General features: G+C 70.4%; 17 protein-coding genes. 6 read left to right on the top strand and 11 right to left on the bottom strand.

Annotation, left to right across the window (positions count from 1 at the left end):
- Positions 1-39 precede the first annotated feature (39 nt).
- The 5 genes from dxs to dut form a co-directional block, all read right to left on the bottom strand.
- Complete coding sequence (dxs, locus tag H490_RS16695) at positions 40-2,004, bottom strand: 1-deoxy-D-xylulose-5-phosphate synthase (RefSeq protein WP_017882525.1); 1,965 nt, start codon at positions 2,002-2,004, stop codon at positions 40-42.
- A 254-nt stretch (positions 2,005-2,258) separates the two neighbouring features.
- Positions 2,259-4,946 carry an aconitate hydratase AcnA gene (acnA, locus tag H490_RS16700; RefSeq protein ID WP_017882526.1) on the bottom strand — a complete coding sequence of 896 codons (2,688 nt, stop codon included), beginning with the start codon at positions 4,944-4,946 and terminating at the stop codon, positions 2,259-2,261.
- A 148-nt stretch (positions 4,947-5,094) separates the two neighbouring features.
- Positions 5,095-5,880: a DUF3159 domain-containing protein gene (locus H490_RS16705; protein WP_017882527.1), complete on the bottom strand. Its 786-nt coding sequence runs from the start codon at positions 5,878-5,880 to the stop codon at positions 5,095-5,097.
- Entirely contained in the window at positions 5,877-6,545 is a 669-nt protein-coding gene (locus tag H490_RS16710; protein WP_017882528.1) for a DUF3710 domain-containing protein, read from the bottom strand. The genes H490_RS16705 and H490_RS16710 overlap by 4 nt, the downstream gene beginning before the upstream one ends.
- A gap of 66 nt (positions 6,546-6,611) precedes the next feature.
- Positions 6,612-7,049 (bottom strand): dUTP diphosphatase, encoded by a 438-nt coding sequence (dut, locus tag H490_RS16715; RefSeq protein ID WP_017882529.1) that lies wholly within the window; start codon positions 7,047-7,049, stop codon positions 6,612-6,614.
- Between the two features lie 92 nt (positions 7,050-7,141).
- Here dut and H490_RS16720 point away from each other — a divergent pair, with 92 nt between their 5' ends.
- Positions 7,142-7,612, top strand: coding sequence for a DUF3093 domain-containing protein (locus tag H490_RS16720; RefSeq protein WP_017882530.1), 471 nt, complete (start codon positions 7,142-7,144; stop codon positions 7,610-7,612).
- A gap of 233 nt (positions 7,613-7,845) precedes the next feature.
- Here the strand turns inward: H490_RS16720 and H490_RS16725 are convergent, their stop codons facing one another.
- On the bottom strand, positions 7,846-8,136 hold the full coding sequence (locus H490_RS16725; RefSeq protein ID WP_017882531.1) for a DUF4193 family protein: 291 nt from the start codon (positions 8,134-8,136) through the stop codon (positions 7,846-7,848).
- A 224-nt stretch (positions 8,137-8,360) separates the two neighbouring features.
- Between H490_RS16725 and sepH the strand changes: the two genes are divergently transcribed.
- Complete coding sequence (sepH, locus tag H490_RS16730; RefSeq protein ID WP_017882532.1) at positions 8,361-9,548, top strand: septation protein SepH; 1,188 nt, start codon at positions 8,361-8,363, stop codon at positions 9,546-9,548.
- Here sepH and H490_RS16735 read toward each other — a convergent pair.
- The gene (locus H490_RS16735; protein WP_041204840.1) at positions 9,545-10,762 is read right to left on the bottom strand and encodes an alkaline phosphatase family protein; all 1,218 of its coding nucleotides are present in this window, start codon (positions 10,760-10,762) and stop codon (positions 9,545-9,547) included. The genes sepH and H490_RS16735 overlap by 4 nt on opposite strands.
- Before the next feature lie 10 nt (positions 10,763-10,772).
- Here H490_RS16735 and H490_RS16740 point away from each other — a divergent pair, with 10 nt between their 5' ends.
- Positions 10,773-13,226, top strand: coding sequence for a DNA gyrase/topoisomerase IV subunit A (locus H490_RS16740; RefSeq protein ID WP_017882534.1), 2,454 nt, complete (start codon positions 10,773-10,775; stop codon positions 13,224-13,226).
- Positions 13,227-13,245: 19 nt separating this feature from the next.
- On the opposite strand, the gene H490_RS16745 is transcribed toward H490_RS16740, so the two are convergent.
- Both H490_RS16745 and H490_RS16750 read right to left on the bottom strand, forming a co-directional pair.
- Positions 13,246-14,127, bottom strand: a complete 882-nt coding sequence (locus tag H490_RS16745; protein ID WP_017882535.1) for an EamA family transporter — start codon at positions 14,125-14,127, stop codon at positions 13,246-13,248.
- 223 nt (positions 14,128-14,350) lie between these two features.
- Positions 14,351-16,486, bottom strand: a complete 2,136-nt coding sequence (locus tag H490_RS16750) for a DNA gyrase/topoisomerase IV subunit B (RefSeq protein ID WP_017882536.1) — start codon at positions 16,484-16,486, stop codon at positions 14,351-14,353.
- A 199-nt stretch (positions 16,487-16,685) separates the two neighbouring features.
- Here H490_RS16750 and H490_RS16755 point away from each other — a divergent pair, with 199 nt between their 5' ends.
- A complete protein-coding gene (locus tag H490_RS16755) occupies positions 16,686-16,907 on the top strand; it encodes a hypothetical protein (RefSeq protein WP_017882537.1) in 222 nt (73 codons plus the stop codon).
- 81 nt (positions 16,908-16,988) lie between these two features.
- Here the strand turns inward: H490_RS16755 and H490_RS16760 are convergent, their stop codons facing one another.
- Both H490_RS16760 and H490_RS16765 read right to left on the bottom strand, forming a co-directional pair.
- Positions 16,989-18,290, bottom strand: a complete 1,302-nt coding sequence (locus H490_RS16760; protein ID WP_017882538.1) for an RNA polymerase sigma factor — start codon at positions 18,288-18,290, stop codon at positions 16,989-16,991.
- Between the two features lie 183 nt (positions 18,291-18,473).
- Entirely contained in the window at positions 18,474-19,454 is a 981-nt protein-coding gene (locus H490_RS16765; protein WP_017882539.1) for a proteasome assembly chaperone family protein, read from the bottom strand.
- Positions 19,455-19,637: 183 nt separating this feature from the next.
- Here H490_RS16765 and lpdA point away from each other — a divergent pair, with 183 nt between their 5' ends.
- On the top strand, positions 19,638-21,011 hold the full coding sequence (gene lpdA / locus H490_RS16770; RefSeq protein WP_017882540.1) for a dihydrolipoyl dehydrogenase: 1,374 nt from the start codon (positions 19,638-19,640) through the stop codon (positions 21,009-21,011).
- Between the two features lie 43 nt (positions 21,012-21,054).
- Positions 21,055-22,848, top strand: a complete 1,794-nt coding sequence (gene sucB / locus H490_RS16775) for a 2-oxoglutarate dehydrogenase, E2 component, dihydrolipoamide succinyltransferase (protein WP_017882541.1) — start codon at positions 21,055-21,057, stop codon at positions 22,846-22,848.
- The last annotated feature ends 26 nt before the right edge of the window (positions 22,849-22,874 follow it).

Raw genomic sequence — 22,874 nt, forward strand, 5'->3', positions numbered from 1 at the left:
GTCTCGGCCGTGCCGCGCGCGGCAGGTATCCGACTCGCGCTACTCGGGGCGGGCGATCGGGATACGCTTGCCCCGCACCTGATCCGCGACCGCCGCGGCGATCTGCTCAGCCGTGAGCCCCGCATCGTGCAGCAGCTCGTCGCGAGAGGCGTGCTCGGGGAACGCGTCGGGTGTGCCCAGCTCGCTCACCGCCGTGTCGACGCCGGCGTCGCGCAGCGCCTGCCTGATCCGAGTGCCTACACCGCCCACGCGAATGCCGTCCTCGATGCTGATGAGCAGACGGTGACCGCGCGCGAGGTCCGTGACCGACTGCGCCACCGGCACCACCCAGCGCGGGTCCACGACCGTCGACGTGATGCCCTGCTCGGAGAGGATTGCGGCCGCGTCGAGCGCGACGCGCGCCATCGGGCCGACCGTGACGAACAGCACATCGGTCGACGACGTATCGGTCGACGCGGGACCCGTCTCGGCGGCGCGTTCGGAGGTGCCCGGCTCGAGCAGCACGTCGACGCCGTCGTCGAGTCGGCGCAGCGCCGGCAGCGGCTCCCCTACCGCGCCCTTCGGGTAGCGGATCACCGTGGGGCTGTCGTCGACCCGCACGGCCTCGCCCAGCAGCTCGCGCAGGGACGCCTCGTCACGCGGAGCGGCGATCCTGATGCCCGGCACGATCTGCAGCGTGGCGAGATCCCAGACGCCGTTGTGGCTCGCACCGTCGGGGCCCGTGACGCCCGCCCGATCCAGCACGAAGGTGACACCCGCCCGATGCAGGGCGACGTCCATGAGCAGCTGGTCGAAAGCGCGGTTCATGAAGGTCGCGTAGATCGCGACGACGGGGTGCAGACCGCCGTAGGCGAGGCCGGCCGCGCTCGTGACCGCGTGCTGCTCGGCGATGCCGACGTCGTAGACGCGAGCCGGGTGCTTCTCTGCGAGCAGATCGAGGCCCGTGGGGGCGAGCATCGCCGCGGTGATGCCGACGACGCGGTCGTCGGCCTCGGCCAGCTCCACGATGCGCTCGCGGAACACCGACGTCCAGCTCGCGCCCGACGACGCCTGCACCGGCACGCCGCTGTCGGGGTCGATCTTGCCGACCGAGTGGAACTGATCGGCCTCGTCGTTCTCGGCGGGCGCGTATCCGCGACCCTTCTCGGTGATGACGTGCACCAGCGTGGGCCGGCCGTAGCCCTTCGCCTGCCGCAGCCCCTCCTCGACCGCCTCGAGGTCGTGCCCGTCGATGGGGCCGACGTATTTGATGTCGAGGTTCGCGTAGAGATCCTGGTTGCCGGAGGCGCGGCTCGCGATGCCGCGCATCGCGCCCCGGGTGGCCCGGTAGACGGTGCGGCCCGGAGCGCCGAAGGCGGAGAAGAACTTCTCGCTGCCCTCTTGCAGGTCGCGGTAGCTCGATGAGGTGCGCACCCCGTTGAGGAAGCGGGCCATGCCGCCGATCGTGGGCGCGTAGGAGCGCCCGTTGTCGTTGACGACGATCACGAGGTTGCGGTCGTTGTCGTCGGTGATGTTGTTGAGCGCCTCCCACGTCATGCCGCCGGTGAGGGCGCCGTCGCCCACGACCGCGACCACGTGCCGGTCGTGCTGCGAGGGGTCGGACTGCGCGCGGCGGGCAAAGGCGCGCGAGATGCCGTCGGCCCAGCTCAGCGAGCTCGACGCGTGGGAGCTCTCGACGATGTCGTGCTCGCTCTCGGCGCGCTGGGGGTAGCCCGCGAGGCCGCCCCGCTGGCGCAGCTGCGAGAAGTCCTTGCGGCCCGTCAGCAGCTTGTGCACGTAGCTCTGGTGGCCGGTGTCGAAGACGATGGGATCGCGGGGCGACTCGAACACCCGGTGGATCGCGATCGTCAGCTCGACGACGCCGAGGTTCGGGCCGAGGTGGCCGCCGGTCTTCGCGACCTCGGCGATGAGGAACTCGCGGATCTCGGCCGCGAGCGTGCGGCACTGCTCCGGCGTCAGCGCGTCGAGGTCGCGGGGGGACTCGATTCGATCCAGGATCGCCACTCGCCACCTCCGCTGTCGGTTCCGGCGGGATGCGCCGGGCATCCCCTCAGTCTACCGCGCCCGACCATGGCGGAAGCCCGCCCCCGCCCGTGCGAACCGATCCGGTTCGGGGGCGGAAGCGGGCTTCCAGCGTGTCGCTCGGCCTGGATGGCTCAGACGTCTGGGCGCAGCCCGGACGGCATGAGCTCAGACGCCTGGGCGCAGCCCAGACGGCATGAACTCAGACGCCTGGGCGCAGCCCAGACGGCATGAACTCAGACGAGCGAGCGCAGCACGTACTGCAGGATGCCGCCGTTGCGGTAGTAGTCGGCTTCACCCGGGGTGTCGATGCGCACCACGGCGTCGAAGGCGACCTGCGAACCGTCGGCCTTCGTCGCGGTGACCTGCACGGTCTTCGGGGTGACGCCCTCGTTGAGCTTCTCGACGCCCGTGATGTCGAACGTCTCGGTGCCGTCGAGGCCGAGGCTGTCGGCGCTCTCGCCCTGCGGGAACTGCAGCGGCAGCACGCCCATGCCGATGAGGTTCGAACGGTGGATGCGCTCGAAGCTCTCGGTGATGACGGCCTTCACTCCGAGCAGGCTGGTGCCCTTCGCGGCCCAGTCGCGCGACGAGCCCGAGCCGTACTCCTTGCCGCCGAGCACCACGAGCGGCACGCCGGCCGCCTGGTAGTTCTGGCAGGCGTCGTAGACGTAGGCCTGGGGGGCGCCCTCTTGGGTGAAGTCGCGGGTGAAGCCGCCCTCGACCCCGGCGCCGTTGTTCTCGGCGGCGAGCAGCTGGTTGCGGATGCGGATGTTCGCGAAGGTGCCGCGGATCATGACCTCGTGGTTGCCTCGGCGCGAGCCGTAGGTGTTGAAGTCGCGCGGCGCGATGCCGTTTGCCACGAGGTACTGGCCGGCCGGCGTCTCGGCCTTGAAGCTGCCCGCGGGGCTGATGTGGTCGGTGGTGACCGAGTCGCCGAGCTTCAGCAGCACGCGGGCGCCCGAGATGTCGCGCACGGGCTCGGGCTCGGGCTGCATGCCGTCGAAGTACGGGGCCTTGCGCACGTAGGTCGACTTCTCGTCCCACTCGAAGGTGTTGCCGGTGGGCGTGGGCAGCGACTTCCAGTGCTGGTCGCCGTCGAACACCGTGGCGTACTTGCTGTTGAACATGTCGGAGTCGATCGACGCGTCGGCGATCTTCTGCACCTCGACCGGGTCGGGCCAGATGTCGCGCAGGAAGACGTCGTTGCCCTCGTCGTCCTGGCCGAGCGGCTCGGCGTCGAAGTCGAAGTCCATGGTGCCGGCCAGCGAGTAGGCGACCACGAGCGGCGGGCTCGCGAGGTAGTTCATCTTGATGTCGGGGTTGATGCGGCCCTCGAAGTTGCGGTTGCCCGAGAGCACCGCGGTGACGGCGAGGTCGTTGTCGTTGACCGCGTTCGAGATCTCCTCGTTGAGGGGGCCCGAGTTGCCGATGCAGGTCATGCAGCCGTAGCCGACGAGGTAGAAGCCGAGCGCCTCGAGGTCGTCGCGCAGGCCCGACTTCTCGTAGTAGTCGGTCACGACCTTCGAGCCGGGGGCGAGGGTGGTCTTGACCCACGGCTTCGCCGTGAGGCCCTTGGCGACGGCGTTGCGCGCGAGCACGCCGGCCGCGAGCATCACCGAGGGGTTCGAGGTGTTGGTGCACGAGGTGATCGAGGCGAGCGTGACCGCGCCGTGGTCGATCTCGAACTCGTTGCCCGCCTGGTCCTTGACCTTGGCCGGGTTCGCGGCCTGGGCGTAGTTCTTGAGGTCGGTCTCGAACTGGGTCTTCGCGCTGGTGAGCTCGATGCGATCCTGCGGGCGCTTCGGGCCGGCGATCGACGAGACCACGGTCGAGAGGTCGAGCTCGAGGTACTCGCTGAACTGGGGTTCGCGCGACGGGTCGTGCCACATGCCCTGGGCCTGCGTGTAGGCCTTCACGAGCTCGATCTGCTCATCGGGGCGGCCGGTGAGGCGCATGTAGTCGAGCGTGACGTCGTCGACGGGGAACATCGCCGCGGTCGAGCCGAACTCGGGGCTCATGTTGCCGATGGTGGCGCGGTTGGCGAGGGGCACGGAGCCGACGCCCTCGCCGTAGAACTCGACGAACTTGCCGACCACGCCGTGCTTGCGCAGCATCTGGGTGATGGTGAGCACGACGTCGGTGGCGGTGACGCCCGCCGGGATCTGGCCCGAGAGCTTGAACCCGACGACGCGCGGGATGAGCATCGAGATGGGCTGGCCGAGCATTGCGGCCTCGGCCTCGATGCCGCCGACGCCCCAGCCGAGCACGCCGAGGCCGTTCTCCATCGTGGTGTGGGAATCGGTGCCGACGCAGGTGTCGGGGTAGGCCTGCGTGACGCCGTCGACATCGCGGGTGAAGGTGACTCGGGCCAGGTACTCGATGTTGACCTGGTGCACGATGCCGGTGCCCGGGGGCACGACCTTGAAGTCGTCGAAGGCGCCCTGGCCCCAGCGGAGGAACTGGTACCGCTCGCCGTTGCGCTGGTACTCGATCTCGACGTTCTTCGCGAAGGCGTCTGCGCGACCGTAGACGTCGGAGATCACCGAGTGGTCGATCACGAGCTCGGCCGGCGCGAGCGGGTTGATCTTGTCGGGGTCGCCGCCCAGATCGGTGACGGCCTCGCGCATGGTGGCGAGGTCGACGACGCAGGGCACGCCCGTGAAGTCCTGCATGATCACGCGGGCCGGGGTGAACTGGATCTCGGTGTCGGGCTCGGCCGCGGGATCCCAACCGCCGAGCGCCTCGATGTGCGCGCGGGTGACGTTCGCGCCGTCCTCGGTGCGCAGCAGGTTCTCGAGCAGCACCTTGAGGCTGTAGGGCAGGCGCTCGTGGCCCGGTACCCGATCGATCCGGAAGATCTCGTATTCCTTCTCGCCGACGGCGAGGGTGCTCTTCGCACCGAAGCTGTTGACCGCTGCCATTGCAGTTCCTCCACTCATGTCCCGACACGCCGCATCCGGTGGGATGCTCAAAATATCTCGATGTCGAGATAATTCTACACCGGATTCGGGCGCGCTCAGGACACTCTACCGGAGGCGTCTCCCCAGTCTCCGCGCCGTTTTCGCGCGGCTAATCATCAGATGATGTGGCGCTGTCCGGCGCGTCGCCCAGTGCCGCCGAGACGCGGCTCAGCACGAGCCAGGTCAGGATCGCGGCGAGCGCGAACAGCGGCACGCCCATGAGCAGCCGGGCGAGTCCCAGCGCGTCGACGGCGGCCGTATCGCCGCCCTGCGCCGCGAAGTAGAGCGGCAGCTGCACGGCGAGCCGCGCGCCGAAGGCCGCGATCCAGAACACGGTGCAGAGATTCGCAGCCCGCCGCAGCACCGGCACGCGCCGCCACTCGGTGAGCGAGCCCCGCAGGAAGCCGAGCAGCAGCCCGATCAGGGGCCACCCCACGAGCAGCGACACGGAGTGCGCGACGATCCACGCGGCGTTGATCCAGAACCCCGGCAGGTAGTAGTCCTCGCCGCGTCCGGTGAACAGCGTCACGCCCACGCAGACGAGCACGCCGATCAGCCCGGACAGTGCTGCCTGCACCGGCTCGCGGCGGACCAGGCGCCAGCCGAAGGCGACGAGCGCGAGCGCGAGCGGAGCGATCGCCGAGATGCGCGCGTCGCGCGTGACGACGAAGACGCCGAGGTAGAGGGTCGCCGGAACGAGCGTCTCGGCGATGCCGCGCCAGCCACCGATCGCCTCGAGCACGCCGCGGGCCGACACGGCCTCGCCGTGCAGACCCGCATCGACGACGCCGCCCAGGCCGCCGCGGCCGTTCGGCGCACGACCCGCCGGCTCGCGCGGCGCATCGGCATCGGCGTCGCGCTCGCCCGGCGCGTCGGCGGGTCGGTCGTCGCTCACGCCTGCTGAGCCCCGCCCTGGGCGGGAGGGGTCTGGCGCTGAGCCTGCACACCGGCGGGAACGCGCAGCGGCAGCAACTCGCTCGGGGGCATCGGCTGCTCGCCGCGCACCACCACGAGTTCGCGGAACAGATCGATCACGCGCTCGCGCGTGTCGGCGTCGACCGCGGCCTGGCCCATGATGACGCCGCGCAGCATCCAGCGGGGACCGTCGACCGCGACGAAGCGAGCCACGCGCGTACCGCCGCCCTGGTCGGCCGGCACCGGCGTCCGAGCGACCAGCTCGGTGCCGAGCGGGCCGTCCTCCTCGACGAGCGACGCGCCCTGCGACGCCATCTGCTGCGCCAGGTCGGCTCGCACCCCGTGCCACAGGCCAGTGCTCTTCGGAGCGGCGAACGCCTGCACCTGCAGCAGCGATTCCGCGTAGTCGAGCGACACGGCGACGACGCGGTTCGCACGCTCGTCCACCTCGAGCCGCAGCTGCAGACCCTCCCGCGGGGCCACCTTGATGCCGCCCAGGTCGACGTACGGACGCATCGCCGGAACCTCGCTCGCGTCGAAGGGCCCCGCCTCCGCCCGATCCTCGGGCGCCGACTTCGAATCGTCGATCCGGGGCGTCTGCGGCTCGCTCAGCTCGATCTCGTCGGCCTGTCGTTCTTCGCTCATAGTCGGAACACTCCTTGTTCGCGCCCGTTCCGCCGGGCCTCTGCGTCTGATTGTGCGGGCACGGCCTCAGCCGCGCACGCCCGTCGATCCGAAACCCGCCTCGCCGCGCACGCTCGACGGCAGCTCCTCCACCGGCACGAACACCGCGCGGGACACCGGCGTGATGATCAGCTGCGCGATCCGATCGCCGGCCTCCACGCGGAACGGCTCATGCCGATCCGTGTTGAGCAGCGTCACCTTGATCTCGCCGCGGTACCCCGCGTCGACGGTGCCGGGCGAGTTCACCACAGTGATGCCGTGCTTCGCGGCGAGCCCGCTGCGGGGCACCACGAACGCGGCGTACCCCTCGGGAAGCGCGATCGCGACGCCCGTGCCGATCAGCGCCCGCTCCCCCGGCTGCAGCACCGCCGACTCGGCGGCGAACAGATCCGCCCCCGCATCATCGGAGTGCGCGTACCGGGGCGGCACCTCGGCTCGGATGGGGATCTCTACGACATCGGTCACCCGGACAGGCTACCGGATCGTGCCGGGAACGCCGTGAGCTGCGGCGCCCCGCACTCGGCGTCCTCGACGGTGCGCACGAGGATAATGGGGGTATGACGAGTCGATCCGCAGCAGAGACCACCGCCCGCCCCTATCGTGAGCGGCTCCTCCCCGGCATCGGCCTCTACATCGCGCTGCTGCTGCTGGTTCCGGCCGTCGCTCTCGTGCTCACGCCCATCAACTCGGATATGGCCCTGCCCGTGGGCGTCGTCGTGTACCTCATCGTCGCCGGCGCGGTCACCCTCATGTGCCCCGTCGTCGCAGTGCAGAACGGTCGGCTCGCCGCGGGGCGCGCCGAGATCCCCGTGCAGCAGCTCGGAGGCATCGAGCTGCTCGGATCCGAGGGCATGCGAGCGGCCATCGGGCCCGGCGTCGACGCGCGCAGCTACCTCGTTGTGCGCGGTTGGATCCACCGCGGCGTGCGCATCGAGAACATCGACCCGGCCGATCCGGCGCCGTTCTGGATCATCACCACGCGGCACCCGCAGAAGCTCGCAGAAGCTATCGAGGCCGCGAAGGCCTGAGGGCGCGAGAGCCGAGCCGTCGGCCCATCGGGATCGCTTCGCCGATTCGAGATGCGGCGTTCCATCCGGCTCCTCGACAGGTCGCGAAGCGGATCATCCGCTGACGGCCCACTCGGGTGCGGACTCGCGGGGCAGCGGCCCCGGCGCGGAATGCACTGAATCGCCTGCGGCGGTGGCCGCAGCGGCTCGAGCGCACAACCCTGGCGGGTTTTGGCTTCAGCTCAAGCCGCGATTCAGCCCGCGCATTCCGCGCACACCGGGCCGAGGTCGGTCTCCTCGGCCATCTGCGAGCGATGACGCACCAGGAAGCAGCTCACGCAGGTGAACTCGTCGTCCTGCTGCGGCAGCACGACCACGTCGAGCTCGACGTCGGACAGATCCGAGCCGCCGATGTTGAAGCTCGGGTTGTCGGCATCCTCTGAATCGATGCCTGAGGCCCCCTTCGCGGGTCCGCGTTCCTTCAGAGCCTCGATCGACTCGGCTTCTTCCTCGGACTTGCGCGGGGCGTCGTAATCGGTGGCCATTCTCTCCTGCATTCCCGTGCCGCGGGAGCGGCACCTCATCGTTCGAGCGGCCATAGTCTGCCCTACGATCGCGGTCGGACGCAAACTCTTCGGCTCGGAGTTCTCTGTGCGCGAAGTCGGGCCCGCCAACGACTCCGCGGATTCTTGAGCACGCGCCGAGTCAATACCCTCCGGTGCCGCCGTTCTGTGGCAGCCTGGTTCGCGACTCACGAAGGGATGCGCCGATGGACGAACTGCGCTTTGTGCGACGCGAAGAGCGCTCGCTGGTCGTTGCGAACGATGCCGGCGAGGAGTTCCGCCTCGTCGTCGACGACGCCGTGCTCAGCGAGATGCGGCACCTGGGTCGCCGCGAACGCGACACCTCCCGCGTGCGACCCCGAGAGATCCAGGCGCTCATCCGCGCCGGCAAGACCCGTTCCCAGGTCGCCCAGCTGACCGGCCTCGACGAGTCCGACATCGAGCGCTACGAGGAACCCGTGATCGCCGAGCGCAACTACGTGCTCGAGCGCGCCCACGCGGTGCCCGTGCGCACCGATGTGGACGATGACGGCGATCAGCGCTTCGGGGCGGTCATCGCCGAGCGCCTCATCGCGCTCGGCTCGGATACGAGCGAGTGGTCGTCGTGGCGCGATCCCGAGACCGGCTGGATGATCGCCCTCGAGTTCATCTCCCGCGACGTCGCCCATCGTGCGGTCTGGTCGTTCGAGCACCGCAAGGGGGTGCTCTCACCCGTCAACCCCGACGCCGTCAACCTGTCGAAGCAGGGCGACGTGGGAGACCGCCTCATCCCGAAGCTGCGCGCCGTGGACAACGGAGAGGCGTCGCCCCGGTTCGACTCGGGAGCGTTCGACGGCTCGCCGACCGCCGACCCTGAGGGGATCGAGGAGGCCGATGGAACCGCCGACGATGCGCCGGCCGCCGACCTCGCGGCGCCGCTCTCGGACGCCAACGCCGAGTACCAGCGCCGCCGCGAGATCGATCAGCGGGCCATCAAATCGGAGTCCTCGGACTCGGATCTGAGCCAGACCGCGGACCTGCTCGACGCGCTCCGCAAGCGTCGGGGCGAGCGGGATCGCAGCCGCGGCGCTGTCGAGGAGCCGCTCGAGCTGCCCACCCCCGTCGAGCCCACGAAGCAGTCGGCCCCGCCCGCGGATCCCGATCCTGCGCCGGCCGCGCCGCGCAGCATCTGGGGAGCTGCGGGCGTGTCGGGAGGTCCGGATCGCGCCGGCGCCGATCGCGGTGGCGCGCCGCAGGACGCACCGGCCCGCGAGGGGCAGCGCGACACCCGCGACCGCAAGGGCGACAAGAGCGAGCCGGCCGAGAACGAGCGAGGCGGCCGGAAGGGGCGCGCGTCGATCCCGAGCTGGGACGACATCCTCTTCGGCACCCGCAGCGACGAGGATCCGGCCTAGCTCCCGGCGTCGATCGGCTGAGCCGTCGCCACGGCCGAGGCGAAGCCGCTGCCGTCGAGGGCGCCCGCGACCGCCAGCGGCACGCCCCGCTCGTCCTCGCTGAACGAGCCGTGCTGCCCCACCATGTCGAGCGAGCGCGGATCGTCGGCGGTGCTGTAGTAGGCGACCTGCTTGCGCGCGGCGATCACCACGTCCCCGATCCGCGGGGCCACCTCCGGATCCACCGATCCGAAGCACCCCGAGGCGATCGCCTCTTCGCGCGTCGCCACCCAGGCACGCGCTCCCTCGGCCTGCGCCCAGCTGCGGGCGACAGCGCCGGCGTCGGCCCCGGCGCGCAGGAAGAGGGAGCGGAAGCGCGGTTCTCCCCCGACCTCGGCGACATCGGCGAACAGCTCGGGATCGGCGTCGAGCATCACCTGCTGGTGGGGCCCGACGTCGACGATGCCGTGATCGGCGGTGACCACCACGCCCACGTCGGCGGGAAGGCCGCGCAGGAACCCGTCGAGCTCGGCGTCCAGGCGCTCGAGCCGCCGCACCCAGGCGTCGCTCTGCCACCCGTGCTCGTGGGCGGCCTTGTCGAGCTCGTCGACGTACAGGTAGGCGACGATCGGGTCGCCGGCCCGCAGTAGCCGGGAGGCGACCGCGAAGCGATCCTCGATGCGCTGGCCGGGATGGTACTCCGCGCCGGTGAGGATCGCCTCCGTCAGGCCGCCCGTCGCGTGCGCCGGGCGGCCGATCGCGACCGGCCGCGCTCCGATGGCCCGCGCGATGCCGAACAGCGGCGCGGCGCGCTGCCAGACGGCGCGATCCTCGATGCCGTCCCAGTCCTTCAGCGTCGTCACGAGCCCGAGCCTCGGGTGACGGATGCGGTAGCCGATCAGACCGTGCGCCCCGGGCAGGCGGCCCGTCGTGAGAGTGGTCAGCGCAGCGCCCGTCGTCGACGGGGCCACCGTCTCGATGCGGCGCCTCGGCAGCCGCGCGAGCGTCGGCGCGTGGCCCTCGCGCGCGTTCAGATTGGCGTGGCCCAGGCCGTCGACGACGACCATCACGAACGATCGGAGGCGCGGCAGGCGGCTCGCGTCGGGGATCGGCACGCCCGGCGCCGCTTCGAGCGCCGCACGCGGGTCGATGCCGAGCCCCAGGGCGACCGTCGAGATCCCGCTTGGCAGAATCGCGGCCAGCCTCGCACCGTTGTCGGCGGTCGTCGGTAGCATGATCTCCATTATGACGGAATCCCGAAGTGAGGGCCCCCACGAGACGGCGGGGGAACGCATCGAAGACATCGACATCTCGCAGGAGATGGAGGGATCGTTCCTCGAGTACGCGTACTCGGTGATCTACTCCCGCGCCCTGCCCGACGCCCGCGACGGTCTCAAGCCCGTGCAGCGGCGCATCCTGTTCATGATGCAGGACATGGGCCTGCGCCCCGAGAAGGGGCACGTCAAGTCGGCCCGAGTCGTCGGCGAGGTCATGGGCAAGCTGCACCCGCACGGCGACGCCTCCATCTACGACGCGCTCGTGCGGCTCGCGCAGGGCTTCGCGATGCGCCTGCCCCTCGTCGACGGCCACGGCAACTTCGGCTCGCTCGACGACGGCCCCGCCGCCTCACGCTACACCGAGGCCCGCCTGGCCGGCGCCGCGCTCGCCATGACCGACGCCCTCGACGAAGACGTCGTCGACTTCGTCCCCAACTACGACAACCAGATCATGCAGCCCGACGTGCTGCCCTCAGCCGTCCCCAACCTGCTGGTCAACGGCGCGAGCGGCATCGCCGTCGGCATGGCGACCAACCTCGCCCCGCACAACCTCATCGAGGTGGTCGACGGAGCGAAGCACCTGCTGCACCACCCCGAGGCGACCGTCGACGAGCTCATGGAGTTCATCCCCGGCCCCGACCTGCCGGGCGGCGGCATCATCGTCGGCCTCGACGGTGTCAAGGACGCGTACCGCACGGGCCGCGGCGCGTTCCGCACCCGCGCCAAGGTGTCGGTCGAGCAGCTCGGGCCGCGCCGCACGGGCCTCATCGTCACCGAACTGCCCTACCTCGTCGGCCCCGAGCGCGTGATCGAGAAGATCAAGCAGGGCGTCGAGGCGAAGAAGCTCTCGGGCATTTCCGACGTGGCCGACCTCACCGATCGCAAGAACGGTCTGCGCCTCGTCATCACCCTCAAGACCGGCTTCTCGCCCGAAGCGGTGCTCGAGCAGCTCTACCGCTACACGCCGCTCGAAGACTCGTTCAGCATCAACTCCGTCGCCCTCGTGAAGGGCCAGCCGCAGACCCTCGGCCTGCGCGAGATGCTGCGCGTGTTCCTCGACCACCGCATCTCGGTGATCACCCGGCGCAGCGAGTTCCGGCTGAAGAAGCGCCGCGAGCGGCTGCACCTCGTCGAGGGCCTGCTCATCGCGATCCTCGACATCGACGAGGTCATCCAGCTCATCCGCACGAGCGACGACGCCGAGACGGCGCGCACGCGCCTCATGCAGGTGTTCGACCTCTCGGAGCCGCAGGCCGAGTACATCCTCGAACTGCGCCTGCGCAGGCTCACCAAGTTCTCGCGCGTCGAGCTGGAGGCCGAGCGCGACGAGCTGCGCGCCGAGATCGAGGCGCTGCTCGAGATCCTCGGCAGCGACGAGAAGCTGCGCGCCGTGGTCGCCGAGGAGCTCGATCAGGCGGCCGAGGCCTTCGGCACCCCGCGTCGCACCGTGCTCACGGGCGCGGTGGCCCGCCCCGCCCGAGCCACCGCCGCGGCGACGTCGCTCGAGGTCGCCGATAGCCCCTGCACGGTGCTGCTCTCTGCGACGGGCCGCGCGCTGCGCATCGATCGGGATCCCGAAGCCCCCGAATCGCCGCGCTCGGCGTCGCGGGCGACCAAGCACGGCGCGATCCTCACCCGCGCCGACGGCACGGTGCGCGGCGAGTTGGGCGCGATCCTCTCCGACGGCACGCTGCACCGCTTCACCCCCGTCGACCTGCCGCTCGTGCCTGCCGCGTCGGTCGCCTTCTCCGCCGGCGTGAAGATCGCCGACTACCTCGGCCTCACCGACAAGAAGCTGCGAGTCGTCGGCCTCGTGCCGCTCGACACCGGCACGCCGGTCGGACTCTTCACGGAGCAGGGCACGGTGAAACGGGTCGTGCTCACCGATCTGCCCGCGAAGCCCGCGTTCGAGGTGATCGGGCTCAAGGCGGGCGATCGCCTCGTCGCCGCCTTCGCCGCGCCCGACGACTCCGAGTTCGCGGTCGTGACGAGCGACGCCCAGCTGCTGCGCTTCCCAGCCTCGGCCGTGCGCCCCCAGGGCCGCCCGGCCGCCGGCATGGCGGGCATCCGTCTCGGCGCCGAGGCCCGGGTCGTGTTCGCCGGCGCGGTGCCCGAGGGGGCCGATGCCCGGGTCGTCACGGTGGCCGACAGCTCGATCACGCTGCCCGGCACCGACGTCGCCACGGCGAAGGTGACCGAGTGGTCCGAGTTCCCCCCGAAGGGCCGCGGCACCGGCGGCGTGCGCGCGCAGCGCTTCCTCAAATGGGAGGATCAGATCGCCTGCGCCTGGGTGGGCACCGGCGAGCCCCGCGCTCTCGCCGCGGACGGCGCGGCGCGCAAGCTGCCGACCGAACTCGGCAAGCGCGACGGCTCCGGCCAGCCGATCGACGGCGCCGCCGCCTACGTGGGCGTCGCCCCGTAGACGGTCGCCGATCCGCCGCTCACAGCGCGACGAGCACCACACCCGCCACCACCACGGTCGCGGCGACGAGGCGCAGCGCGGGCCGGCTCTCGCGGTGCCGGAACGCCCCGTAGAGGCCCACCAGCACGACGCTCACCTCGCGCACGGGAGCGACGAGCGAGACGGGCGCGAGCGTGACCGCGGTGAGCACGAGCACGTAGGCGAGCGGCGAGAGCAGACCGAACGCGAGCAGACGCATCCGGTTGAGTCGCAGCTCGGCGCGCAGGCGGGCGAGCGCGCCACGTCGCCCCTCGAGCAGCAGCAGCGCGGTGAAGAACGGGATCTCGGCGAGGCTGCAGCCCACCATGAACGCGACGGGCGCGATGCCGAGCTCCGTGACGGCGTGCGCGTCCCAGACCGTGTAGGCCGCGATCCCGACCCCGGTGAGCAGGCCGTACACGAGCCCCGGATCGAGCCGGCGCCGTCGCTCACCGGGCGCCGAGCGGCCCACCACGCCGAACGCCACCACACCCCCGATCACGAGTGCCACGCCGACGAGCGCGAGCGACCCCGGGCGCTCGCCGAGCACCGCGACCGCGACCAGCACGGTGAGGATCGGTCCCGTGCCCCGCGCCGTCGCATAGACCGTCGAGAGGTCGCCGTTGGCGTAGCCGCGCTGCAGCACGAGCATGTAGAGCACGTGCAGCAGACCCGAGACTCCGACCCCGAGCAGCAACGATCCGGGCGTCGCCGCACCCAGCCCGCCCGTGAACGGAACCGCGACCGCCCACAGCACCGCGCTGCACACCGCACCCCACCAGAGGAACGGCAGGCCCGAGCGGCTCGATCCGTGCGCGATGATGTTCCAGGCGGCGTGCGTGACCGCCGCGCCGAGAACGAGCAGGAGGGGTACGAGCGGCATGGCAGAACCTTCTGCCCGATCGCGAACGGCGCGACGGGCGAGGTTCCTCCGGGCTTTTGTCCTGTCAGATGACGCCGGATCACGGAACCCGGCGTGGCGCCGCTCGGACCAGGCGGGCGATCGGCTCTCGCCGCCGCCCCGGAACCCTAGACGCTATCGCCACCAGCCTAGCAGCGGCGCGCCCCGGCGGCCCCGGCCGTGCGCTGCACCGGGTTCCTGCGCCCTACGCGTCGATGCGTTCGCGATCGAGATCGTCGGCGTTCTCGACGATGAACTCCTTGCGGGGCGCGACCTCGTTGCCCATCAGCAGCTCGAACACCTTCGAGGCCGCCTGCGCATCCTCGACCCGTACGCGTCGCAGCGTGCGCTGGGAGCGATCCATCGTCGTCTCGGCGAGCTGATCCGCATCCATCTCGCCGAGGCCCTTGTAGCGCTGGATCGGCTCCTGGTACTTCTTGCCGCGGCGGCGCAGGTCGGCGAGCAGCGCGTTCAGCTCGCGCTCGCTGTACGTGTAGACGACGTCGTTCGGCTTGCGCCCGGCGTTCTGCACGATCACCCGGTGCAGCGGGGGCACCGCCGCGTAGACGCGGCCCGCCTCGAGCATCGGGCGCATGTAGCGGAAGAACAGCGTGAGCAGCAGGGTGCGGATGTGCGCGCCGTCGACGTCGGCGTCGCTCATGAGGATCACCTTGCCGTAGCGCGCCGAATCGATCTCGAAGTCGCGGCCCGAACCCGCGCCGATCACCTTGATGATGGCGCCGCACTCGGCGTTCGAGAGCATCTCGGCGACGGAGGCCTTCTGCACGTTGAGGATCTTGCCGCGGATCGGCAGCAGCGCCTGGAACTCGCTGTCGCGCGCAGGCCGCGCGGTGCCGAGAGCGCTGTCGCCCTCGACGATGAACAGCTCGGTCTCGGCCACGTTCTTCGAACGGCAGTCGATGAGCTTCGCCGGCAGCGAGGAGCTCTCGAGCGAGCTCTTGCGGCGCGCGGTGTCGCGCTGGGCGCGCAGCGCGATGCGCGCCTTCATCTCGGAGACCATCTTCTCGAGCAGGGCGCCCGTCTGGGTCTTGTCGTCGCGCTTCGTCGAGGCGTAGCGCTGCTCGAGGCCCTTGACGATCGCGCGGGAGACGATCGAACGCACGGCGGCGGTGCCCAGCACCTCCTTGGTCTGCCCCTCGAACTGCGGCTCGGGCACGCGCACGGTCACGACGGCGGTGAGGCCGGTGAGGATGTCGTCCTTGTCGGGCCGGTCGCTGCCGGCCTTGAGCTTGCGCGCGTTCTGCTCGATCTGCTTGCGGAAGAAACGGGTGAGCCCCTGCTCGAAGCCGCTCAGGTGCGTGCCGCCCTTCGGAGTCGCGATGATGTTGACGAAGCTCTGCACCTCGGTGTCGTAGCCGGTGCCCCAGCGCAGCGCGATGTCGACCTCGCAGTGGCGCTCCACCTCGCGCGACACGAGATGACCCGTCTGCTCGTCCATCACCGGCACGGTCTCCGTGAAGGTGTCGGAGTCGGTGATGCGCCAGGTCTCGGTGAGAGGTGCGTCGACCGCGAGGAAGTCGACGAACTCGGAGATGCCGCCCTCGTACTCGAAGCGGTGCACGGGCGCTTCGCCCGTCTCGCCGAGCGACTCGGGTCGGCGGTCGGTGATCTCGATGGCCAGCCCGGGCACGAGGAACGCGGTCTGACGCGCGCGCCGGATGAGCGACTCGGGCTCGAAGCGGGCCGATGCCAGGAAGATCTGCGGATCGGCCCAGTAGCGCACGCGGGTGCCGGTCACGCCCTTCTTGACCTTGCCGATCACGCGCAGCTCCGACGACTCCTCGAACGGCGCGAACGGGGCGTCGGGGCCCTCGCCGTGGAAGACGCCCGGCTCGCCGTGCCGGAACGACATCGCCCACGTCTTGCCGTCGCGGTCGACCTCGACGTCGAGCCGCGACGAGAGGGCGTTCACGACGGACGCGCCCACGCCGTGCAGCCCGCCGGAGGAGGCGTAGCCGCCGCCGCCGAACTTGCCGCCGGCGTGCAGCTTCGTGTAGACGAGTTCGACGCCCGAGAGGCCGCTCTTCGGCTCGATGTCGACGGGAACGCCGCGGCCGTTGTCGGAGACGGTCACGCTGCCGTCTTCGTGCAGGGTGATGCCGATCGCCTTGCCGTGGCCCGCGAGCGCCTCGTCGACCGAGTTGTCGATGATCTCCCAGAGGCAGTGCATGAGGCCGCGCGAATCGGTCGTGCCGATGTACATGCCGGGACGCTTGCGCACCGCCTCGAGGCCTTCGAGAACGGTGAGGTGCCGCGCGGAATAGCTGGACTCCGCTGACGTGGACGTCGCCGCCCCGGTCGCTGAACGCTCCGATGCCACTGTGGGGATCTCCTCTGTTCGATGGACGCATCTACCCTAGGGCAGACCGCCGACACCGACGGCCTAGCCGCCCGGCGAGTGCGGATCCCGGGTTCTGCTCGCTACGCGTACAGCGAACCCGCCGCCCGAGCCGCGCGAAACCGGTCGGGGCGTGCTTGGATAGAGGTGTATCGATTGATCGGACGAACGGGAGGATGCCATGACGACGCTCGAGCAGGATCGTGCGACCGAGGTCGAGGCAGCGGATCGCCCGCTCAGCGCTCTGGACCGCTGCGACAGTTGCGGCGCCCAGGCATATGTGCGAGTGATGCTGAACGGCAGCGAACTGCTGTTCTGCGCTCACCACGCCCACAAGCACGAGGCGAAGCTGCGCCCGATGGCCGAGGTGTGGCACGACGAGAGCCACCGCCTGGGGGCCTGAGCTTCCCCGCAGAACTGAGAAGCGCCGCCCCTCGAAGCATTTCGAGGGGCGGCGCTTCTGTCGTGAGCGGGGCCGCGCGGCCTACTCCAGGTAGTCCCGCAGCTGCTGCGACCGCGAGGGGTGGCGCAGCTTCGCCATCGTCTTCGACTCGATCTGGCGGATGCGCTCACGGGTCACGCCGAAGGTGTCGCCGATCTGGTCGAGCGTCTTCGGCATGCCGTCGCCCAGGCCGAAGCGCATGCGGATCACACCCGCCTCGCGCTCCGAGAGGGAGTCGAGCAGCTGCTCGAGCTGCTGCTGCAGCATCGTGAAGCCCACCGCGTCGGCCGGCACGACCGCCTCGGTGTCCTCGATGAGGTCGCCGAACTCGCTGTCGCCGTCTTCACCGAGCGGCGTGTGCAGCGAGATCGGCTCGCGGCCGTACTTCTGCACCTCGACGACCTTCTCGGGGGTCATGTCGAGCTCGCGGCTCAGCTCTTCCGGGGTGGGCTCGCGGCCCAGATCCTGCAGCATCTGCCGCTGCACCCGGGCGAGCTTGTTGATGACCTCGACCATGTGCACGGGGATGCGGATGGTGCGCGCCTGATCGGCCATCGCGCGGGTGATGGCCTGACGGATCCACCAGGTGGCGTAGGTGGAGAACTTGAAGCCCTTGGTGTAGTCGAACTTCTCGACAGCGCGGATGAGGCCGAGGTTGCCCTCCTGGATCAGGTCGAGGAACTGCATGCCGCGGCCGGTGTAGCGCTTAGCGAGCGAGACCACCAGGCGCAGGTTCGCGCCGAGCAGGTGGCTCTTCGCGCGCTGACCGTCGCGAGCGACCCACTTGAGCTCGCGCACGAGCTTCTTCGGCAGGTTCTTCTCGGTGGCGAGCTTCTCCTCTGCGAAGAGGCCGGCCTCGATGCGCATCGCGAGCTCGACCTCCTCTGCGGCGTTGAGCAGAGCGACCTTGCCGATCTGCTTGAGGTAGTCCTTCACGGGGTCGGCCGTCGCACCCGGGATCGCGGTGGTGACCGTGGGCACGTCCTCTTCGTCGGAGGCCTTGAGCACGATCGCACCGGTGGGGAGCGGCTCGGTCACCGCGGGCGCGGGCTTCTCCTCCTCCGCCGCCTCGGGGGTCTCCTCCTCGGACTCGGAGTCGACCTCGTCGAGGAGGTCGTCCTTCTTCTTCGCGGCGCGACGAGTGGCCGGCTTCTTGGCGGCGGCCGTCGTCTTCTTCGCCGCGGTCGTCTTCTTCGCGGTGGTGCTCTTCTTCGCGGCGGCCTTCTTCGGCGCCGCGGTCTCGGCGGTCTCCTCCGCCGCGGCGACCTGCTCGGCCGCCTCGGAATCCTTCTTCGCCGCCTTCGCGGACGTCGCACGAGTCCTGGTCGTGGATGCAGTTGCCACGCAGCCGCCTCTCTGTCTGGTGTCTCCGCCGGAGCCGTCGATGGCATCGACGAGTGCTCACAGCATGAAAACCCATGTCAAGCCCGTTGTATTCCCTCGGAGGGGGAAACGCTGGATTGAATGGGTTACGACCTCTATTATTGCATGCCGCGCGACCCCGGGCTGACCGTCGCCCGCGCGGGCTCAAACAGCGCCGTCGGCGCCGTTCTCGTCGTCTGCGGCGTTCTCGGCGTCGCCGCCGTTCTCGGCACCCGTTCCGGAGCCCGGCTGCCGCTCGGCGAGGAAGCGCTCGAGCTCGCTGGCGAGCTGCTCGGCGGTGGGAATCATGCCGTCCTCGCCGATGAGGGGCGACCGGATCGTCTGATCGTCCATGTACGCGTCGTAGCGCTCCTCGAGCGTGCGGACCATCTCGACGGACTCGTGATTCGCCGCGATCTGCTCGTCGACCTGCGTCATGAAGCGGCGGGAGGCGTCCCGCACCGAGTCGGTCGCGAGGATGAGGCCGGTCGCGGACATGATGCCGTCGAGCGCCGCGTAGAGCGCCTCGGGGTACTCGGTGTTCGCCAGATAGTGAGGGATCAGCAGCGCGAAGCCGACGACCTCCTCCCCCAGGCTGTGCAGGCGGTACTCGAGCACATGGGCGGCGGAGGCCGAGAGCCTGGTGGTGGGGCGCCAGACCGAGCGCTCCTCGATGAGGTCGTCGCGCGTGCCGCTCACCGTCATCGATACCGGCCGGGTGTGCGGCACCGGCATCGGAAGCGCGTGCGACCAGACCGTGGTCGAGACCTCGAACTCGTGCACGAGCATCAGCACCGCGTCGATGAACTGCTCCCAGCGGAAGTCGGGCTCATAGCCGCTGAGCAGCAGGAAGGGTTTGCCGAGCTCGTCGTGCACGAGGCTCAGCAGCAGTTCCTCGGGCGAGTAGTCGATCAGGTGGTCTTCGTCGAAGGTGATGACGGGGCGGCGGGCGCGGTAGTCGAGCAGCAGATCGGCGTTGAAGCGCAGCAGTTCCTCGGGCTCGTAGCGATTCCAGAGGTACTCCTCGAGCTGCGAGATCGCCCCGCCCGCGTCCGTCAGCCCCTGCATGGCGACGACGAGCGGAAGCCCGCGGGGGACCCGCGCGCGTCGCTCGGCGTAGTCTGCGGAGAAGATCGGATCGGTCACACGTCCATCCTACGAAGGCGGGCACGCTGCGCGCCTGTTCCCCGTCACGCCCATAGCGAACCCGCCTGCGGAGCGCAACGGCCCGCCGTGCGGCGCCTGGCCGGGTGTAGGCTGGACTCAGTGCGCCCGACACCACCAACGGGCCGCCGAGACACATTGCGAACACCCCGAGGGAGATCCCACTTGGCCGATCAGCAGTTTGACATCGTCGTTCTGGGCGGCGGCAGCGCCGGCTACGCAGCCGCCATCCGGGCGAAGCAGCTCGGCTTCAGCGCCGCCGTCATCGAGAAGGACAAGCTCGGCGGCACCTGCCTGCACCGCGGCTGCGTGCCCACCAAGGCACTGCTCCACTCGGCCGAGATCGCCGACGTGGCCCGCGAGGGCGAGGCGTACGGCGTGCTGTCGAGCGTCTCCGGCGTCGACATCGCCGGCGTGACCCGCTTCCGCGAGAACCTCGTGGCCGGCAAGTTCAAGGGCCTGCAGGGGCTGCTCAAGGCGAACGGCATCACCGTCATCGCGGGCGAGGGCCGTCTGGTCTCCCCCACGACCGTGCAGGTGGGCGACGACCGTGTGATCGGCAAGCACGTCGTGCTCGCGACCGGCTCCTACTCCCGCTCGCTGCCGGGACTCGAGATCGGCGGCCGCGTGATCGCGAGCGAGCAGGCGCTCGAGCTTCAGGAGATCCCGAAGCGGGTCGTGATCCTCGGCGGCGGCGTGATCGGCGTCGAGTTCGCGAGCGTGTGGCGCTCCTTCGGCGCCGAGGTGACCATCGTCGAGGGCCTGCCCCACCTGGTCCCCAACGAAGAGGAGTCGGTCTCGAAGCAGCTCGAGCGCGCTTTCCGCAAGCGGGGCATCGACTTCAAGGTCGGCGTGCGATTCAAGTCGGTCTCGCAGGACGCGAGCGGCGTGACGGTGTCGCTCGAAGACGGCACCGAGCTGTCCGCCGACTACCTGCTCGTGGCGGTCGGCCGCGGCCCCGCCACCCAGGGGCTCGGCTTCGAGGAGGTCGGGGTCGAGATGGATCGCGGCTTCGTGCTCACCGATGAGCGCCTGGCGACCAACGTGCCGGGCGTCTACGCCATCGGCGACATCGTGCCCGGTCTGCAGCTCGCGCACCGCGGTTACCAGCAGGGCATCTTCGTCGCCGAGCAGATCGCGGGCCTGAACCCCGTCGTCGTGCAGGACGTCAACATCCCGAAGATCACCTACTGCGACCCCGAGATCGCGTCGGTCGGCCTCACCGAGGCGAAGGCCAAGGAGCAGTTCGGCGCCGACAACGTCAGCAGCTACGAGTACAACCTCGCGGGCAACGCGAAGAGTTCGATCCTCGGCACCGCGGGCACGGTGAAGGCGGTGCGCGTCAACGACGGCCCCGTCGTCGGCGTGCACATGATCGGCGCCCGCGTCGGCGAGCTGGTCGGCGAGGCGCAGCTCATCGTCAACTGGGAGGCCTACCCCGAGGACGTGGCGCCCTTCGTCCACGGGCACCCGACCCAGAACGAGACCATCGGCGAGACCATGCTGAAGCTCGCGGGCAAGCCGCTGCACGCCATCTGAGCGCGGCTGACAGACTTCAACGAACGAAACGGAGAAATGCACGATGAGTGAATCGGTGGTCCTCCCCGCACTGGGCGAGAGCGTGACCGAGGGTACGGTGACCCGCTGGCTGAAGAACGTCGGCGACACCGTCGAGGTCGACGAGCCCCTGCTCGAGGTGTCGACCGATAAGGTCGACACCGAGATCCCGTCGCCCGTCGCGGGTGTGGTCGAGGAGATCCTGGTGCAGGAGGACGAGACCGCCGAGGTGGGCGCCGTGCTCGCGCGCGTCGGCGACGGCAGCGGCTCGTCCGCTCCGAGCGAGACTCCGGCATCCGAGGCTCCCGCCGCCGAGGCCGCCCCGGCCGAGCAGCCGGCCCCTGCCGCCGAGCAGCCGGCTCCCGAGCAGCCCCAGGCCGCCGCCCAGCCCGCCGCGGCTCAGCAGGAGGCTCCGGCCGGTGCGAGTTCGGACGCGCAGGACGTCGTGCTGCCCTCCCTCGGCGAGAGCATCACCGAGGGCACGGTGACCCGCTGGCTGAAGAACGTCGGCGACACCGTCGAGGTCGACGAGCCCCTGCTCGAGGTCTCGACCGACAAGGTCGACACCGAGGTGCCCTCCCCGATCGCCGGTGTGCTGCAGCAGATCGCTGTGCAGGAAGACGACACCGTCGAGGTCGGCGGTGTGCTCGCCCGCATCGGCAGCGGTGAGGCTCCCGCGACTCAGGCCGCACCCGAGCCCGCAGCTCAGGCGGCACCCGAGCCCGCGGCTCAGGCCGCGCCCGAGCCCGCGAAGGCCGAACAGCCGGCCGCCGCCGAGCAGCCCGCGGCTGCCGAGGCCCCCGCCCCCGCCGCCGAGACCACGCAGCCCGAGGCGGCGCCCGCCGCTCCCCCGGCCGCGCCCACTCAGCAGCCCGCCGCTCCGGCGCAGCCCGCCGCCGAGCAGCCGGCTCCGTCGTCCGGGTACATCACCCCGATCGTGCGCAAGCTCGCCCACGATACCGGTGTCGACCTCTCGAAGGTCACGGGCACCGGCGTCGGAGGTCGCATCCGCAAGGAGGACGTGCTCGCCGCCGCCGAGACTGCGAAGAGCGCCGCGCCCGCAGCTGCGGCCCCCGCCGCGGCTGCGGCCGTCGAGGTCTCCGAGCTGCGCGGCACCACGCAGAAGATGAGCCGTCTGCGCAAGGTGATCTCGGAGCGGGCCGTCGCGTCGCTGCAGAACACCGCGCAGCTCACCACCGTGGTCGAGGTCGATGTGACCCGCGTGGCGCAGCTGCGTCAGGCCAAGAAAGACGAGTTCCTGCAGAAGACCGGCTCGAAGCTGTCCTTCCTGCCGTTCTTCGCCCTGGCCGCCGCCGAGGCGCTGCGCACCTACCCGATCATCAACGCGACCGTCGACGGCGACTCGATCGTCTACCCCGACACCGAGAACATCAGCATCGCGGTCGACACCGAGCGAGGCCTGCTGACGCCGGTGCTGCGCGAGGCGGGCGAGAAGAACCTCGCCCAGATCGCGGGCGAGATCGCCGATCTGGCCGAGCGCACCCGCGACAACAAGCTCACCCCCGACGAGCTGAGCGGCGGTACCTTCACGCTCACGAACACCGGCTCGCGCGGCGCGCTCTTCGACACGCCGCTCGTGTTCCTGCCGCAGTCGGCGATTCTCGGCACCGGTGCGGTCGTGAAGAAGCCGATGGTGATCTCGGGACCGGAGGGCGACGCGATCGCCGTGCGCTCCACGGTCTACCTGGCGCTCTCCTACGACCACCGCATCGTCGACGGCGCCGACGCCGCGCGCTTCCTCACCCAGGTGAAGCAGCGGCTCGAGGCGGGCGACTTCGAGGGCAATCTCGGCATCTGAGCCGACTCGAATCCAGCGCGGGCCGC

This window comes from Leucobacter sp. UCD-THU (genome assembly GCF_000349545.1).
GTDB classification, from domain to species: Bacteria; Actinomycetota; Actinomycetes; order Actinomycetales; family Microbacteriaceae; genus Leucobacter; species Leucobacter muris.

Excerpts from the sequence above, each read along its gene's own strand:
- H490_RS16725 (WP_017882531.1), bottom strand. The coding sequence starts at position 8,136 with ATGGCCACCGATTACGACGCCCCGCGCAAGTCCGAGGAAGAAGCCGAG.
- sucB (WP_017882541.1), top strand. The coding sequence starts at position 21,055 with ATGAGTGAATCGGTGGTCCTCCCCGCACTGGGCGAGAGCGTGACCGAG.
- H490_RS16745 (WP_017882535.1), bottom strand. The coding sequence starts at position 14,127 with ATGCCGCTCGTACCCCTCCTGCTCGTTCTCGGCGCGGCGGTCACGCAC.
- H490_RS16735 (WP_041204840.1), bottom strand. The coding sequence starts at position 10,762 with ATGCTACCGACGACCGCCGACAACGGTGCGAGGCTGGCCGCGATTCTG.
- acnA (WP_017882526.1), bottom strand. The coding sequence starts at position 4,946 with ATGGCAGCGGTCAACAGCTTCGGTGCGAAGAGCACCCTCGCCGTCGGC.
- H490_RS16710 (WP_017882528.1), bottom strand. The coding sequence starts at position 6,545 with ATGAGCGAAGAACGACAGGCCGACGAGATCGAGCTGAGCGAGCCGCAG.
- H490_RS16720 (WP_017882530.1), top strand. The coding sequence starts at position 7,142 with ATGACGAGTCGATCCGCAGCAGAGACCACCGCCCGCCCCTATCGTGAG.
- sepH (WP_017882532.1), top strand. The coding sequence starts at position 8,361 with ATGGACGAACTGCGCTTTGTGCGACGCGAAGAGCGCTCGCTGGTCGTT.
- H490_RS16740 (WP_017882534.1), top strand. The coding sequence starts at position 10,773 with ATGACGGAATCCCGAAGTGAGGGCCCCCACGAGACGGCGGGGGAACGC.
- H490_RS16755 (WP_017882537.1), top strand. The coding sequence starts at position 16,686 with ATGACGACGCTCGAGCAGGATCGTGCGACCGAGGTCGAGGCAGCGGAT.